The sequence below is a fragment of the Streptomyces sp. NPDC093544 genome, from assembly GCF_040683495.1.
GTDB lineage: Bacteria > Actinomycetota > Actinomycetes > Streptomycetales > Streptomycetaceae > Streptomyces.
In genome coordinates this window covers 179,132-195,180 of the sequence record NZ_JBFBEA010000009.1, presented here as the reverse complement: position 1 = coordinate 195,180, position 16,049 = coordinate 179,132, and the positions used below count along the sequence as shown (strand labels likewise).

Annotated in this window: 13 protein-coding genes; 6 read left to right on the top strand and 7 right to left on the bottom strand. The window is 68.3% G+C overall.

The features are described from left to right. From AB0N66_RS15885 to AB0N66_RS15860, 6 genes are all read right to left on the bottom strand, one after another. The gene (locus tag AB0N66_RS15885; RefSeq protein WP_365434148.1) at nucleotides 1-534 is read right to left on the bottom strand and encodes a (2Fe-2S)-binding protein; all 534 of its coding nucleotides are present in this window, start codon (nucleotides 532-534) and stop codon (nucleotides 1-3) included. After that, nucleotides 531-2,882: a xanthine dehydrogenase family protein molybdopterin-binding subunit gene (locus AB0N66_RS15880; RefSeq protein ID WP_365434145.1), complete on the bottom strand. Its 2,352-nt coding sequence runs from the start codon at nucleotides 2,880-2,882 to the stop codon at nucleotides 531-533. Before AB0N66_RS15880 ends, AB0N66_RS15885 begins: the two co-directional genes overlap by 4 nt. Continuing rightward, complete coding sequence (locus AB0N66_RS15875; protein ID WP_365434142.1) at nucleotides 2,879-3,727, bottom strand: FAD binding domain-containing protein; 849 nt, start codon at nucleotides 3,725-3,727, stop codon at nucleotides 2,879-2,881. Before AB0N66_RS15875 ends, AB0N66_RS15880 begins: the two co-directional genes overlap by 4 nt. A 119-nt stretch (nucleotides 3,728-3,846) precedes the next feature. Beyond that, on the bottom strand, nucleotides 3,847-5,118 hold the full coding sequence (locus AB0N66_RS15870) for an FAD-dependent monooxygenase (RefSeq protein WP_365434139.1): 1,272 nt from the start codon (nucleotides 5,116-5,118) through the stop codon (nucleotides 3,847-3,849). Nucleotides 5,119-5,186: 68 nt separating this feature from the next. Beyond that, a complete protein-coding gene (locus AB0N66_RS15865; protein WP_365434136.1) occupies nucleotides 5,187-6,218 on the bottom strand; it encodes a hypothetical protein in 1,032 nt (343 codons plus the stop codon). A 607-nt stretch (nucleotides 6,219-6,825) separates the two neighbouring features. Next, nucleotides 6,826-7,104: a hypothetical protein gene (locus AB0N66_RS15860; RefSeq protein ID WP_365434133.1), complete on the bottom strand. Its 279-nt coding sequence runs from the start codon at nucleotides 7,102-7,104 to the stop codon at nucleotides 6,826-6,828. A gap of 127 nt (nucleotides 7,105-7,231) precedes the next feature. Here AB0N66_RS15860 and AB0N66_RS15855 point away from each other — a divergent pair, with 127 nt between their 5' ends. The 5 genes from AB0N66_RS15855 (at nucleotide 7,232) to AB0N66_RS15835 (ending at nucleotide 12,564) form a co-directional block, all read left to right on the top strand. After that, entirely contained in the window at nucleotides 7,232-8,041 is an 810-nt protein-coding gene (locus AB0N66_RS15855; protein WP_365434130.1) for an ATP-binding cassette domain-containing protein, read from the top strand. After that, nucleotides 8,038-9,042 (top strand): ABC transporter permease, encoded by a 1,005-nt coding sequence (locus AB0N66_RS15850; RefSeq protein WP_365434127.1) that lies wholly within the window; start codon nucleotides 8,038-8,040, stop codon nucleotides 9,040-9,042. The genes AB0N66_RS15855 and AB0N66_RS15850 overlap by 4 nt, the downstream gene beginning before the upstream one ends. Beyond that, nucleotides 9,039-10,112: an ABC transporter permease gene (locus AB0N66_RS15845; RefSeq protein ID WP_365434124.1), complete on the top strand. Its 1,074-nt coding sequence runs from the start codon at nucleotides 9,039-9,041 to the stop codon at nucleotides 10,110-10,112. The genes AB0N66_RS15850 and AB0N66_RS15845 overlap by 4 nt, the downstream gene beginning before the upstream one ends. Before the next feature lie 141 nt (nucleotides 10,113-10,253). After that, a complete protein-coding gene (locus tag AB0N66_RS15840) occupies nucleotides 10,254-11,021 on the top strand; it encodes an SDR family oxidoreductase (protein WP_365434121.1) in 768 nt (255 codons plus the stop codon). A gap of 31 nt (nucleotides 11,022-11,052) precedes the next feature. Next, nucleotides 11,053-12,564 (top strand): mannitol dehydrogenase family protein, encoded by a 1,512-nt coding sequence (locus AB0N66_RS15835; RefSeq protein ID WP_365434118.1) that lies wholly within the window; start codon nucleotides 11,053-11,055, stop codon nucleotides 12,562-12,564. A gap of 46 nt (nucleotides 12,565-12,610) precedes the next feature. Here the strand turns inward: AB0N66_RS15835 and AB0N66_RS15830 are convergent, their stop codons facing one another. Continuing rightward, nucleotides 12,611-13,837, bottom strand: coding sequence for a glycoside hydrolase family 88 protein (locus AB0N66_RS15830; RefSeq protein ID WP_365434115.1), 1,227 nt, complete (start codon nucleotides 13,835-13,837; stop codon nucleotides 12,611-12,613). Between the two features lie 403 nt (nucleotides 13,838-14,240). Here AB0N66_RS15830 and AB0N66_RS15825 point away from each other — a divergent pair, with 403 nt between their 5' ends. After that, a complete protein-coding gene (locus AB0N66_RS15825) occupies nucleotides 14,241-15,953 on the top strand; it encodes a xylosidase (protein WP_365434112.1) in 1,713 nt (570 codons plus the stop codon). Nucleotides 15,954-16,049 lie beyond the last annotated feature (96 nt).

Below are 16,049 nucleotides of genomic sequence, written 5' to 3'. Positions count from 1 at the left end.
TCATTTCTCCTTGCTGTCACAGAGGTTCGCGCAGGCCCCGCGCCGGGCCGTCGCGCACCCGTCGATCGCCTCGACGATGGTCTGGTAGCCGGTGCACCGGCACAGGTTGGCGGCGACGACCTCCCGGATCTCGTCCTTGGTCGCCTCGGGCCGCTCGGCGAGGAACCCCTCGGCGAGCATCAGGAAACCGGGCGTGCAGAACCCGCACTGCAACCCGTGATGCTCGCTGAACGCCCGCTGCAGATCACCGAGTTCGTCCCCGAGCGAAAGGGACTCGACCGTACGGATCCGGGCGCCCTCGGCCTGCGCGGCGAACATCAGGCAGGCGCGTACGGGCCGGTCGTCGACCAGCACGGTGCAGGCGCCGCAGATGCCGTGCTCGCAGCCGACATGCGTGCCGGTCAGCCGCAGCTCGTGCCGGAGCACGTCGACGAGGGTGCGGCGCGGCTCGGTGATCACCTCGTGCTGCTCGCCGTTGACGTCGAGAACGAGGAGCTGCAACTCCCGCTCGCTCAGAGCTGTTTCCTCGGTCATGAGGTGGCCTCCAGGTGCAGGGCGCGATGCACGGTCTCCGGGGTGATGGGTGTGTTGTCGAGTTCGACGCCGGTGGCGCGCAGGGCGTCGTTGACGGCGTTGAGGACGGCGGCGGGGGCGCCGATGGTGCCTCCCTCACCGGCACCCTTCGCGCCGGTCTCGGTGAACGCGGAGGGCGTCTCCAGGTGGTGGATCAGTACGTCGGGGATCTCGTGGGCGGTGGGCACCTTGTAGTCCATGAAGCTGGTCGCCGACGGTTCGCCCTGGTCGTCGTACGTCACCTGCTCGAACAGCGCACCGGCGATACCCTGCGCGATGCCGCCCCGGCACTGGCCCTCGACGACCTGCGGGTTGATGGCGACGCCGCAGTCCTCCACGCAGACGTACCGCAGGATCTCCACCTGTCCGGTGCCTTCGTGCAGTTCGACGACGACGCCGTGGGTGGCGTTGGAGAAGGTGCCGTCGTTGAAGACGTCGAAGGTGGCGGCGGCCGTCAGACCCGGTTCGATGTTCTTGGGCAGCAGATGCGCCTGGAGGTAGGCGATGTCGGCGATCTCCTCGTAGGTGAGGGCGTCGGAGGCGTCGTCCCGGCGACGGGCGACACCGTCTGTCAGCTCCACGTCGTCCGGGTCGATGTCCCAGCGCGCCGCCGCGATGGCGCGCAGTTTCTCGCCGAGCTTCGCCGCGGCCAGGCGCACCGCGCTGCCGCCGATGGTGATGGAGCGGCTGGCGAAGGTGCCGAAGCCGTAGGTGATGCGGTCGGTGTCGCCCTGATGGAGTCTCACCTTGGCGATGTCGAGGCCGAGTTCGTCGGCGACGATCTGCGCCATCGTCGTCTCGTGACTCTGCCCGTGGCTCATCGTGCCGGTGGTGACGGTCACCGCACCGCTGGTGTCCATCCGCACCTCGGAGATGTCGAAGCCCGGCACGACCTGCATCTTGCGCTGCGCGAAGGCGGTGGAACCGTATCCGGTGCGCTCGCTGAAGCACGAGTAGCCGATGCCGATGTGCCGTCCCTCGGCCGTCGCCGCGTCCTGTTTCCCGTACCAGCCCTCGTCCTTGACGAGTTGCTCGCAGAGATTGAGCGACTCCAGATAGGAACCGGGGTCGTAGGTGATGTTGTTGACGCCCGTGTAGGGGAAGTCGGTGATGACGTTGCGGCGGCGGATCTCGACCGCGTCCAGGCCGAGTTCGCGCGCGGCGCGTTCGAAGAGCCGCTCGACGACCATCACGTACTGCGGTCGACTCACCCCTCGGTAGGGGCCGGTGGGCGCCTTGTTGGTGGTGATGGCCCGGCCGCGCACCCGGTAGGCGGGCACTTTGTAGACGCCGGGCATCTCGGCGGATGCCATCAGCGGCTCGATGCCGGCGGTGAACGGATAGCAGGAGTAGGCGCCCATGTCACACACCACGTCGGCGTCGAGGCCGAGGATCCTGCCGTCCGCGTCGAAGGCGGCGCGCACCTGGTAGTGCTGTTCGCGGGCGAGGAACGACGCGGACAGGGCGTCCTTGCGGTCCTCGATCCATTTGACGGGACGGCGCAGACGCAGTGCGGCCGCGGCGGCCGCGATCTCCTCGCGCCCGACGACGCACTTCTGGCCGAAGCCGCCGCCCATGTCGGGCACCACGACCCGCACCGCGCGTTCGTCGAGGCGCAGGCTGCGTGATGCCACCGTCCTCACCTGGTGCGGGATCTGGGTACAGGTGTGCAGGACGAGCTGTTCCTCGCGGTCGTCCCAGTGCGCCACCGCGCCGCGGGTCTCCAGCGGCAACGCGTTCTGCCGGCCGGTCCTGGTCTCGACGTCGACGACACAGGGTGCGGACGCGAAGATCTCGTCGATGCCGTCCGTCGCGAAGAGGGAGACGTCGACGAGGGTGTTGTGGGCGGCTTCGGCGTGGACGAGCGGGGCGCCGGGCGCCAGCGCCACCTCTTCGGAGATGACCGGCGGCAGCGTCGTGTAGGTGACACGGGCCGCCTCCAGTCCGTCCTCCGCGGCGTAGGCGTCGCGGGCCACGACGATGGCCAGCGGCTCCCCCACGTAGCGAACCTTGTCGCGGGCGAGGACGGGCATCGCGGTGGGGACGAACTCCGAGAGAGGGCGCCCGAGTTGGGCCGTGATATCGCCAAGTTCAAGGTCGTCCGCCGTGAACGCGGCCACGACGCCCGGGACTTGGCGTACCGCCGAGAGATCCACGGAAGCGATCTCGCCGTGGGCGATCGTGCTGCGTACGAACTGGGCGTGCAGCATGCCGGGCAGCGCGATGTCGTCGACGAACCGGCCGCGCCCGGACAGCAGCCGCGGGTCCTCGCGGCGCGCGACCGACCTGCCCACCAGCTTCTGGCTCATCGGGCCATCGCCTCCTCACATGCGCGCCGGACCAGGGTCCGGACGAGTTCTTTGCGGTAGTGCGTGCTGCCGGAGGCGTCGGCGGGGGGCTCGACAGCCGCCGCGGCCGCTGCCGCGCAGTCGTCGAAGGAGCCGCCGCCGGCCAGCACGGCCTCCGCCTCGGGCACCCGTACCGCCGCGGCCGCCACTCCGCCGAGCGCCACCCGGCCGCCGCGTACGGCTCCTGCGTCGACGTCGAGGTCCACGGCGGCCGCCACGATCGCGAAGTCACCGCGCCGCTCGGCGAATTCGGTGAGAGCCGCGTGCGGAGCGGGTCGGGGGAAGACGATCTCGACGAGGAGCTCGTCCGGGTCGAGAGCGGTCGTGTAGTAGCCGAGGAAGAAGTCCGCGGCCGGGATCCTGCGCTCGCCGTGCGGGCCACGCGCCACCAACTCGGCGTCGAGGACCGACGCGAGCAGGCACCACTCGGCGGTGGCGTCGGCGTGCGCGATGCTGCCACCGACCGTGCCGCGCGTACGGATCGGCAGGTGCCCGATCCAGCTCATGGCGTCCCGCAGGACCTCGAAGCCCGCCCCGAGCATCCCCGCCGGGTCGGTCTCCACCGTGTGGTGGGTGGTGAGCGCCCCGATGCACAGTCCGCCGTCGACGTCCCGGTGCAACCGGTCGAGCTCCCTCATGCCGCCGATGTCGACGAGGTGCCGAGGGCGGGCCAGCCGGAAGTTCATCATCGCGACGAGGCTCTGTCCGCCGGCGATGATCTTTGCGTCGTCGCCGAGCTCGGTCAGCAGCCGAACGGCTGCGTCGACGTCGGGGGCCCGGTGATACCGGAACGGGGCGGGCTTCATGGTCCTCCTGCCGTACGTGGTGTGCTGTGGTGGGTCGGGCGGTCGCTCCACGGTGTTGTCGCATTGGGGATGGAATACGGCGGTTGCGGTCCCCGGAACCGAGGGTGAGGCGGGTGGCTTCAGCGCGCGAAGCGGTAGGAGAACGCGCCGAGATCGGGGTCGTTGAGCGGAGTGCCGCTCCACAGCCAGTCGTAGGAGAGGTCGGATTCACCGTCGAATCCGCGCCGGAGGCTTTCGTCCCTGGCCTGCTGTTCGGGGCCGTCGGGGAAGTGGTAGAAGGTCTTGTTCGCCAGCGAGGCGTCCTGGACCATCCCAGCATGCTTGGCGCGCCGGTCGACGTAGCGGCGCAGCGCCCCTTCGATGCCGTCTGCCGTGACCGCGCCGAGTTCCTCGGCGAGGACGGCGGCGTCCTCCATTGCCTGCGAGGCGCCCTGCGCCTGGTAGGGCAGCATCGCGTGGCAGGAATCGCCGAGGAGAGCGATGCGGCCGTCCGTCCACACCGGGTCGCGCCGCCGGTGGTAGAGCGCGAAGACGGAGACTTCCTCCTTCGCCTTGGAGAGCATCGCCGGCACTCGGTCGTCCCAGCCGGGGAAGGCGTCGACGAGATCTTGTGCCGTGGCGGGGACGGCCCACTTGTCACGGACCTCGTCCGTGCACGGCACGCACGCCACGACGTTGAGGTACTCGCCGCCGCGGATCATGTAGTGCACGAGGTGCCGGTCGGGGCCGTACCAGATGGTGCTCTGGTAGCGGTCCACGAGCCAGCGCGTGGCCGGGTCGGCTGCGATCAGGTCGCCGGGGATCAGCGCCCGGTAGGCCATCTCGCCGGAGAACAGCAGTGTGTCGGGCGCGCCCATCAGATCGCGTACCTGCGAGCGGACCCCGTCGGCGCCGATGAGCACGTCACAGGCATAGCGCTGTCCGTCCTCGGTGACCGCCACGGGACGTGCCGGGTCCGTGCGGTCCAGCTCGACGACCTTGCTCGCGGTGTGCACCTCCACGACGGGGCCCAATCCTGCGGGGTCGAGGCACGCGTCCAGCAGGATGCGGTGCAGGTCGGCCCGGTGGTAGTGCCAGTAGGGGGCGTTGAACTCGTCCTTGCAGCGCTGCCCCAGTGAGGTCAGAGCGACGATGCTGCCGTCCTTCCAGCGGCGCCGTACCTGGTCGAGCGGCTCCGTGTGGATGGCCTCCATCTGCCGGCGCAGCCCGAGTCCCATCAGGATCCGGCTGGCGTTCGGTGCGGTCTGGATGCCCGCGCCGACCTCGCCGAGCTGCGAGGCCTGCTCGAGGACGGTGACGCGCAGGCCGCGCTGCCGCAGCGCCAGGGCTGCGGTCAGCCCGCCGAGACCTCCCCCGACGACGGTGACTTCGTACGACTGGCTGGACGCCACTCTTCCTCCAACGCATGGGCGTGTACGGGTGGTTCGTGCGCGATGCGGTGAGCTCGCGGTCGGTGGGCTCAGCCGCCGGTGAGCTTCCCGCCGGTGACGACCTCGGTGCCGTCGACGGAGACGGTGCATCCGCGCATGGCGATGTCGAGGTGGGCGTACGACTCGCGGCCCAGTACCGGGTGGGGGCCGGTCGACCACAGGAAGTTGCCTGCGAAGGCGCGGGCGTCCATGCCCATCAGGTCGTCCTTGCCGTACATCGCCGTGGCGAACCAGTCGGCCGTGCGCATCAGACCCCAGCCCATGTGGGAGAGGCTGCGCGCCCACTGGTCCTGTGCGTCCTCGAAGAACGTCGACAGCAGCGCGGCCTCGGCGCCGCCCGACACCTTCTCGATGTGCCCGCCGACGATCTCCAGCGTGACGCGGTCGCGGACGTACTCCTTGAAGGGCAGCAGGATGTCGCCCTCCGCCAGCACGATCTGTCCGTCGGAGATCTCCGGCCAGCACAGCACCATCGTGCTCGGCCAGTGGTCCCAGCGGCCCGGATCGTCGGCGAACCCGCACTGGAACTCCGGCTTGGCGCCCGCGAGTTGAACCGTGAGGTCGGTGCCGGCGTCGGAGGTGACCTGCATGACGGAGGACCGCTTCAGGAGGTCGACGCCTTCTTGGACCTCCGCCTTGTCGCCCTCCTTGGGGAGATTGCGGATGAGCACGTCCGGGGCGTCACAGACGAAGATGATGCGGGTGCCGGCGCGCAGGATCTCCTGCTGGACCGGCGCGTGGATGAAGCCCTCGCGGGTCAGGTCGACGACCAGATCCGCCGACTTCAGCAGGTCCTGTGCGGTGGTGTCGTTGAGGACGGACACCAGGCCCGGACCGGCCCCGGTGTGGGTGCTCGGCATCGGAGCGGGGCTGCCGCCGGGCACGGTCGCGGCGATGACATGCGCGCCGCACGCCTTGGCCGCGCCGAAGGCGGCTTCCACATAGTCACCGCGGCTGCCGGGCTCGGAGAGCACGACGACATGCTCACCGCTGCGCACCTTGCACAGCCGCAACTCACGGATGAACGCATCGAGCAGATCGACGGACGAAAGATCGAACACGGGTTCCTCCAAGGACTCGCTCGTGGGTACCGGACACGGCCTCCGCACCAACGCGGGCATGCCGCGGCCACGCTCAGGGCGCGTCGTCGATACCGGGAGGGATGAGGGGGTCGAGACAGGACGGACCCACCCCGCCGTACAGGCGTCGAGCAACGGATTCAGGACGGTGGGGGGCCGCCCGACAGAGATAATCCGAACACGTACGATCCGGCTTGGCAAGGGGCTGCGATCGGAGTTAACACGGACGTGCGATGCCACTGAGACGCCGACGAGCCGCATGCACACGGGTCTGACCTAGGCCTTTTGCGCGTTCATTGCCCTTCGGACGCGTGCCAGGTCACGGAGGAAACTGCCGTCGGAGCGAACCGGGGCGGCTCGGCACCAGTGCGTCCGGCTCTGCGGCCTTGACGGACCAGGAAGGAGACCGGCCACTCGCCGAGGAGGACCTGCCAGCCGAGGGCGCGCGCCGTCCCGCGCCACCGAGCGGAGCGCTACGGCTGCCTGCGCGCGTCAAGGCCGGCCAGGTCTGCGCAGTGGCGAGCCGGCCACGACGCCAGAGCCGCGCCCGTACGGGTATCGGCGTGCCCGTAGCCGTACGGCGCCCGTTCTAGCCGCGCGAACTCAGTCTGGCGGCCAGATCGCCCAGCCCGGTCTCGCCTCGGAGAAGTGTCGTCGGGTCAGCCAGCCGGTCCGGCAGGTGGAGAACAGCGGCGATGTGGGCATCGGAGTCGTCGGCACCGACTCGTATCCCGAGCTGAACGATTCCGTAGGAATCAGTCAGCCGCACGACGCGCCCGCCGTCGTGGTCCAGGGCCGCGATCGCGGTCAGCGCGTCCTGGATGTTCTGCGGGGTGATTCCCTGGTGGTCGGCGTATTGCTCCACCAATTCACGAGCCGTCCTTTCGGGAACACTCCGCAGTACGGCCGCTGCGCCGGCGCTGTCGGTCATCGGCCTGGACTGCCCGGGGCGCGGCGTCAACGCGACGACGACGATCCGCGAAATCGCCCAGCTGATGGTCGGCAAGCAGGTCGTCAGGAGCGACCGGCGGCGCGAGACCGCATCCGGCGAGGCAGTGCTCAAGGTTGCCGGGCTCGGGTACCGCTCCGCGTTCCGCGATGTCACCTTCGATGTGTCGGCAGGCGAGATCGTCGCTGTCTACGGCCTGGTGGGCTCCGGGAACGACGAACTGGCCCAGAGCCTGTTCGGCATCCTGCCGCCGACCTCCGGCACTGTCACGGTGGACGGGCGCAGGACTCCGCTGCGCAGTCCGCGTGACGCACAGAACGCCGGCCTCGGGCTCGTCCCGGCGAACCGGAAACTGCAAGGCGTCTTCGGTGACAAGAGCATCGCCTTCAACCTCGGCCTGTCCAGCCTGGATCAGCTGAGTCGCTTCACCTGGGTGAAGCGACGCGGCGAGCGTCGACTCGCCGAGACATACATGGCGCGGCTCGCGGTGAAGGCGCCGGACTCCGCGACGCCCATCGCCTCCCTGTCCGGCGGCAACCAGCAGAAGGTCGTGATCGGCAGGCAGTTGGCGACACACCCCCGGGTGCTCGTCCTGCAGGAACCCACCCAGGGCGTCGATGTCGGCGCCAAGGCCGAGATCCACCGGCGGGTGTTCGACCTCGCAGCCGGCAGCGCCATCGTCGTCTCCTCGACCGACCTGGAAGAGGCACTGACGCTGGCGGACCGCCTGATCGTCATGCGGAACAGGACCGTGGCCGCGTCCTTCGAACGGGGCACACCGAGTGTGGACGTCCTGGCCGCCGCTGCCGGGGATCTCGACGGCGGCGCGACGGACGAAGTGGAGGAGGTGTCGTGACCGCGTTGAGTACGCCGCGGACAGTCGGCGCGCAGCGCTGGCGGACGGCGTTCGCCGCCGTCGAGGGACCTGAACTCGTGCTCCTCGGCGTGATCGCGTTGCTCTGGGTGGGTCTCGCTCTCGGAACGGACACCTTCCTGAGCGGAGTCAACGTTCAGAACATCCTGTCGTCGGTTGCCCCGGTCGCTCTGATCGGGATCGGAATGACGGCTGTGATCGTCACCGGCGGAATCGACGTCTCGGTGGGCAGCGCTGTCGCCGTGGTGATGGTGGTGGTCGGCAAGGCCATCACCACGCAGCACGTCGGCATCGGAACCGCCCTGCTCATAGCCGTGGTTGTCGGCGGTCTGCTGGGCGCTTTCAACGGTGCGATCATCGCGCTCACCGGGATCCATCCCATCGTGATGACCTTCGCCACGCTGAACCTCTTCCGCTTCCTGTCGCTGGAGATCTTCGGGGCGGGGAATCTCGACGGTGTCCCCGACACGTTGCGGCTCCTCGGCGGTGGTGGCAGTGGGCGACTGCTCGGTGTGCCGAACTCCTGGTGGTTGAGCATGCTGATCGGCGTGGCCGTGTGGGTCTACATGCGCCACCGGCCTTCGGGCCGGCACTGGTACGCGATCGGCGGTGACGCCAAAGCCGCGCGCCTGGCCGGCATCCGCGTCAGGCGCCGGGTGGTCGCCGCCTACGTCCTGGTCGGCGTGCTGACCGGCCTGGCCGGATGCGTACTGATCGGCAGCGGCGGCACCGTGCAGCAGAACAGCGGCACAGGGCTGGAGCTGAAGGTGATCGCGGCGGTGGTGATCGGTGGCACCAGCATCCTCGGCGGTCGCGGGACCGTTCTCGGTACTCTGCTGGGTGCCCTGCTCGTAGGCACCGTGACCAGTGCCGTCACGATCCTCAACTGGCCCTCGCAACTGGCCAACCTGTTCGTCGGGATCTTCATCGTGCTCGCCGTCGGGACGGACGTTCTGCGGGAGCGGCGCAGGAGGGCACTATGACCATCGACGAGGCCACCTCCGAACCAGTCGACATCGATCCCGTGCCCCCGGCCAAGGGCCGGGCCCGCCGCTCCGCGGCATTGCGGTGGCTGCTCACCGACCGGATCGCGCTGCTGATCGTCCTGCTGGTGGTACTGCTGGTCTGGTTCCACTTCCTCAGCGTCGGCGACTATCTGCTCGCTCCGTTCAGCACGAGCTACCTGGCCGGCTATCTCGCCTACTTCGTGCCGATATTCATGCTCGCCGTGGGCGAAACCTTCGTCATCATCGGAGGCCGGGGCGGTATCGATCTCTCCGTCGGCGGGACCGTCAGCCTGGTCAGCATCTTCTTCGGCTACGAATACGCCTTCTGGCACTGGCCGTTGTGGCTGGCGATCGTCGCGGCGATGGCCGGTGGCGCGGTGCTGGGCGCGGTCAACGGCCTGCTCATCGGCATCCTTCGCATACCCGCGCTGATCGCGACTCTGGCGACGAGCTACGCGTACAGCGCGCCGATCGCCACGACCGAAATCCAGGATCTGACGTCACTGACCCGGAGCGTCTCCCTGCCGAGCGGCGGTCCGCTGCCCGACATTCCGCTGCAGGTACTCACTGTCTTCCTGCCCACGGCGGTGGTCGCGTGGTTTGTGCTGCACCGCTCCACCTACGGCCGCCGGCTCTACGCACTGGGCACGAACGAGACGGCCGCTCGGTTCGCGGCGATCTCGGTCGGACGCGTGCGGTTCACCGCCTACGTATTGTCGGGAACGATCGCGGGATTGGTGGCGGTGGTGACCGTTGCTCAGTTCGCCTCGGCAACGACCGACGCCGGCACCTCGGGCGCGGGCATGACGCTTCCCGCCATCACGGTCGCCGTTCTGGGCGGCGTCGCCATATCGGGCGGCGTCGGTCGTGTCGGCGGGGTGGCACTCGCGGCGTTGCTGGTGACCTGGCTCAACGCGGGAATCCTGCTGCTGTTCAACAACGAACAGTCCAGCAAGCTGCAACTGTTCGCCCTCGGTGCCCTGTTGCTGCTCGCCGCACTGCTGAACGTCTTCATCAGCCGCTTCGCGCGGTGGATCCGCTCATGAGACCGGTGCACTGAGCCGCGGCCGAAGCAGCAGGCGACCGACGCCGCGGTCCACTCCGGGTCCAGCGGGCTGCCCTGCATCCGGTCCCCTGCACCCGCCGCTCCACTCGCACCTGTCCGGACAACTTTGGAGAGAACAACGATGTCCATACTCGACACCTTTTCCCTGGCAGGGAAGCGTGCTCTGGTCACCGGCGGGAATCGCGGCCTCGGGCTGGCGTTCGTCCGGGGGCTGGCCGAAGCAGGCGCCGATGTCGCGTTCGTGGCACGGGATGCCGAACGCAACGCGTCCGCCGTCGGCGCGCTGGCCGCCGCCGGCGTGAAGGCGCAGGCCTTCGAGGTCGATCTCGTCTCGGACGGCGGCCCCGCGCAAGCCGTGGCGGGAGCCGTGGAACGCCTGGGCGGACTCGACATCCTGGTCAACAACGCCGGTATCGCCGTTCACCGGCCCGCGCTGGAAATCCCCGACGCGGAGTGGGACTTCGTCCTTGATGTCAATCTGCGCGCGCTGTGGCGTATGTGCCGGGCGGCCGGCGCGCACATGAAGGACACCGGCGGCGGCAGCATCGTCAACATCGGATCGATCAGTTCGCTCATCGTGAACCGGCCGCAGTGGCAGCCTTCCTACAACGCGTCGAAGGCGGCCGTCCATCAGCTGACCAAGTCTCTGGCGGCTGAGTGGGCCGAGTACAACATCCGGGTCAACGCGCTCGCCCCCGGATACGTCAAAACGGAGATGGCCGCGGTCGACGAGCCGCAGTTCCGGCAGCGTTGGATCGAGGACGCGCCGATGAGGAGGTACGCGCTTCCGGAGGAGATCGCGCCGAGCGTCGTCTACTTGGCCTCGGACGCCTCATCGTTCATGACCGGGTCGGTTGTGGTCTTCGACGGCGGCTACGTCCTGCACTGAACGGGAACCGAGGACAATGAAGATCACACATTTGAACTCCGCATCGCTGGCCGATGTCGACGAGCGGGTCGCGACACCGACGTACGACCGCTCCCAAGTAGCCGTCGGCATCGCTCACTTCGGTGTCGGCGGATTCCACCGTTCACACCAGGCGATGTACCTCGATCGCCTGCTCAACAAGGGTGAGGGATTCGACTGGGGCATCTGCGGCATCGGCCTGATGCCTTCCGACCAGCTGATGTCCGACGTCCTCTCGCGACAGGACAACCTCTACACCCTCGTCACCCGAGCGACGAACGGGCAGCGGGAAGCACGGGTGATCGGATCGATCGTGCGCTGTCTCTACGCCCCCGACCAACCGGACGACGTGCTGGATGTCCTGGTCGACGAGCGCACCCGCATCGTCTCGCTCACCATCACCGAGGGCGGCTACAACCTCGACCCTGTCACCGGCCGCTTCGACCCCACCGCTCCTGACGTCGCCCAGGATCTCCGTCGCGAGCCCGGCCACGCACCACGCACCGTTTTCGGCTACGTCGTCGAGGCGCTGCGCCGACGCTGGGAAGCGGGACGTCCGCCATTCACGATCATGTCGTGCGACAACATCCAGTCCAACGGAGACGTCGCCCGGACGGCGTTCTCGGCGTTCGCCGCCCTCGTCGACGCCGAGTTGGGAGAGCGGGTCCGAACCGAGGTCGCCTTCCCCAGCTCGATGGTCGACCGCATCACGCCGATCACCACCCCGGACGACATCGCGGAACTCACCGAGGCCTACGGCATCGACGATGCCTGGCCAGTGGTCTGTGAGCCCTTCGAACAATGGGTGCTGGAGGACGTGTTCCCGGCCGGCCGGCCCCCGTGGGAAGCCGCCGGCGTCCAGCTCACCGACGACGTCGAACCCTACGAGCTGATGAAGCTGCGCCTCCTGAACGCCGGCCACCAGGCCATCGCGTACGCCGGGCGCCTGGCCGGCCACACCTTTGTGCACGAAGCCGCCCGCGACCCCGCGCTTGCCGAATTCCTCCTCGGTTACATGACCCACGAAGGCGCTCCCACCCTCAGGCCCGTTCCCGGAATCGAACTCGACGCCTACATCCACAGCCTCCTCGAACGCTTCGCCAACCCCTCCATCCGCGACACCATCGCCCGTCTGTGCGCCTTCACTTCCGACCGCATTCCGAAGTTCCTGCTGCCCGTCATCAACGACAACCTCGCCCATGGACGCGAATTCGCCAGGTCCGCGGCGGTCCTGGCTTGCTGGGCGCGCTACGCCGAAGCCATCGACGAGAACGGTGGGTCCATCGACGTACAGGACGCCCTGCGCGACGAGCTGATCGCCCGCGCCCGTCAGCAACGTGACAACCCGCTCGCCTTCATCGAGAACGAGTCGCTTTTCGGCGCGCTGTCCCGCAACCCGGACTTCGCCCGGAGATACCGGTCGACGCTGGAGTCACTCCACACGGTGGGAACGCGTCGAACGATCCAGGACCTCAACGCCTCGCTGACGGCGGACAGTGCTGACGCCCGGAGCGGCCAGTCCTAGCACCGGACCTGGCCGTCCCGACAGCGTTCACCACGCCTTGCTCGCGTCAGACTGTGGACAGGTCGATCGCCCGGTCGACGTCCTGCGGCTGCAGCACGCGCAGGATGCCTTCCAGCAGGTAGTAGTCGGCGTAGGGAAGCGAGACCTCGATCCCGTCCTCGGCCGGCCGGTTGCGGGTGCAGCGGGCTACGACCGCCTCGGCGCGGGACGACTTGTCCGTCAGGCAGGTCTGCGCCAGGGCGGTGAGTATCCGCAGCGCCACCGCACGGTATTCCTGTCTGCCTGTTGCGGCGGCCAGGTCGAGCAGACCGCAGGCCATGATCGCGCCGGCTGAGGCGTCCTTGATGTCGTGGGGGTGCTGCGGCGCGAGGTAGTCCCAGACCGGGACGTGGTCCGCGGTCAGCGCTCCGACCGCGAAGTCGGCGAGCTTGCGTGCGGTGGCCAGGAATTGCCGGTTGCCGGTGCGGCGGTACATGGTGGTGAACCCGTACAGTCCCCATGCCTGTCCCCGTGACCAGCATGAGGTGGGGCTGTAGCCCTGCACGGTGCCCGGGCCGATCGGCGTTCCGGTGGCCGGGTCGAAGTCGAATACGTGCGGGATCGATCCATCGGGTCGCGGGAACACCTGCTGAGCGGTCTTCGCGTGCTCCACGGCGATGTCGAGGTATTTCCCGTCGCCGGTCTGCTCGCCGGCGAATGCCAGCAGGTCGAGATTCATCATCGTGTCGATGATGACCCGGCCCGCGTTGTTCGGATCGTTCAGTGCGCCCCACGCCCGGAGGAAACGCCCGCGCGGGTTGTACCGCTGGATCAGCGAATCGGCTGCCTGCAGGGCACCGGCCCGCCAGGTGTCGTCGCCCGTCAGACGCCATGCGGTCACCCAGGACGGAGAGAACAGGAAGCCGAGGTCGTGGGTGGCGGTGTCGTACTGACGGGGAGCGAGCTTTTTCGCCGAGGCGAGCGCCAGTGTGCGGAATTTGTCGTCATCGCTGTAGAGCCACGCCATCCACAGCGTTCCCGGCCAGAATCCACCGACCCAGTCACCGTTCTGGGAGTAGGTCCACTTCTCGAACTTCGTCCCGACGGGAAAGGCGCTCACTCCTGGTGCGACGGCGCCGATCTTGTCCACCGCGTAGTCGGCCGCCGCGCGCAAGGTGCGCAGGGTCGCCGCCGGTGTCCGACCGGCTACCGCCTGGGCAACCTGCGGTGCGGAAGCGTACGCCGCCGTAGCACCGGCTGCCGTAGCCAGCACCGTTCGCCGGGAAATGCTCACAGTCGCCTGCCTCTCCAACTGGTCAACGTTGTAGGGAAGTTGAAGGAGTTTTACACGGCAGCCAGCTGGGCGTACACCCACCTGACATGAGTTCATCCATGTGAACAGCGCCCTGCCTCCGGGCACTGATTCGACATCGCACCGGGCCGCTGCCGCGCATAACAGAAATTCGGCCGATTGAGCTGCTTCCCACAACCGACCGACGCGCCTTGACCGGCGATCACTCGCACAAGTTGAATCCCTTCGAAGGCCGCGATCGCCGGTTCAACAGGACTGGCGCACGGTGCGCAGCCACGGGCTCGACGCACCTCTTTGGCCCGACCCCCGATGAATCCGCTGCTGCACGCAACGGACGGTAGCCGCCGGAGCCTGGCGCCCGATCTCCCCCACGGAGTACCACCCCATGTCTGAGTCCCACCGCAAGCAGTTCTGGTCCCGCCGCAAGGTCCTCACCACGGCGTTCGGCGGTACCGCGGCTGCCGCGGTCGGCGCCTTCGGGATCGCCCGGGTGGCCACGGCCGGTACCACGGCCAGCGCCGACGGCGATGTCGTCGGCAAGGTCAGTGTCGGTTACCAGGGCTGGTTCGCCACCGCCGGCGACGGCTCCCCGATGGACTCCTGGTGGCACTGGGCCGCCGACAAGGCTCAGGCGGCGGCGGCGTCCAACACCAACATCGTCTCCTGGCCGGACGTACGGGAGTACACCACCACGTACAAGTCGGACTACGCCGACCTCGGCAACGGCCAGCCGGCCGACCTGTTCTCCTCCTACGACCAACAGACGGTGGACACCCACTTCCTGTGGATGCAGCAGAACGACATCGACACCGCGGCTCTGCAGCGCTTCAACCCCACCGGCGGTGAGGGGCCGATCCGTGACGAGATGGCCACCAAGGTACGCAGCGCGGCGGAGTCGTACGGCCGGAAGTTCTACATCATGTACGACGTCACCGGCTGGACGGACATGCAGTCGGAGATCAAGACCGACTGGACCGAGAAGATGAAGGCGCACACCGCCTCTTCGGCGTACGCCACGCAGAACGGCAAGCCGGTGGTGTGCATCTGGGGCTTCGGCTTCAACGACTCCAAGCGGCCCTGGGAGCCCGAGCCCTGCCTCGACGTGGTCAACTGGTTCAAGTCGCAGGGCTGTTACGTCATCGGCGGCGTGCCCACCTGGTGGCGGACCAGCAGCAGCGACTCCCGTGCCGGGTTCAGCGACGTCTACCACGCCTTCAACATGATCTCACCGTGGCTGGTCGGCCGTATCGGCAACGTCAGCGACGCCGACAACTTCTACAACGTGGCGACCGTGCCCGATCTCGAGGACTGCGCGGAGCACGGCATCGACTACCAGCCGTGTGTCCTGCCCGGAGGACTCAACGAAGGCCAGCGCGCGCACGGCGACTTCATGTGGCGGCAGTTCTACAACATGGTCCGCGCCGGGGTGCAGGGCATCTACATCTCGATGTTCGACGAGTACAACGAGGGCAACCAGATCGCCAAGACCGCCGAGACACAGGACTGGGTGCCCACCGACGGGGGCTCCAAGATGCTGGCCCTCGACGAGGACGGCACCGCCTGCTCCGCCGACTACTATCTGCGGCTGACCGGTGACGGCGGGAAGATGCTCAAGGGCACGATCGCGTTGACGGAGACCCGTCCCACCAAGCCGGTGGTCTCCTCCACGGCCACCACCCCCACCACCGTCAACTCGTACGTGGGCAAGACGATCACCCTGCGTGCCAAGGCCAATGACGCCTATGTGACCGCCGACGACGGGGGCGCCGAATCGCTGGTCGCCAACCGTACGGCCGTCGGTCCCTGGGAGAAGTTCGACGTGCTCGACGCCGGTGACGGCAACATCGCGCTGCGCTCCAACGCCAACAACAAATTCGTCACCGCCGAGGACGCCGGCGCCGAACCTCTGATCGCCAACCGTACGGCGATCGGCTCGTACGAGACCTTCCAGCTGATCACCAACTCCAGCGGCACGGTCAGCCTGCGCGCGCGTATCAACGACAAGTACGTCACCGCGGAAGACGCCGGGACGGACCCGCTGGTCGCCAACCGCACGAAGATCGGCGCCTGGGAGCAGTTCGACATAGCCACCGTGTGAGGTCGGCGCGGGTCGGACCGGGCTCCCCCGGTCCGACCCGCGCCGGTTGTTCAGCCGTCGCGCCGCACTGTCCCAGGGACCGTCCAAAGCCGCCAA